We start from the raw sequence: 254 nt of genomic DNA on the forward strand, positions 1-254 counted from the left end.
AACAGCATAGTTGCTGCAACTGGAGCTGTGACTTATGCTGCTGGATGGTCAGGCACAACGACAATCACAGCTAGTGCTGCGGGTTGCAACGGACCAGCAACTACGACTCATGTTGTGACTATAACCCCAACAGTAACCATAAACGCATTTTCGCCAGCAACCTCAACACGTTGTCAAGTAGCTGGAACTGTAACCACGACGACCACGGCAAACAATTCAACAGGTATTACCTATAGTTTGGATGCTACTACTGC

The 254-nt window shown here is 48.0% G+C and carries 1 protein-coding gene; it reads left to right on the forward strand.

Going from position 1 to position 254, the window contains the following annotated elements; all coding sequences use genetic code 11:
* Positions 1-254 (forward strand): hypothetical protein (locus tag B0E44_RS18710; RefSeq protein WP_217341285.1); only part of this gene is annotated, 254 nt, incomplete at both ends.

It is taken from the genome of Flavobacterium sp. A45 (assembly GCF_002001005.1).
GTDB lineage: Bacteria > Bacteroidota > Bacteroidia > Flavobacteriales > Flavobacteriaceae > Flavobacterium.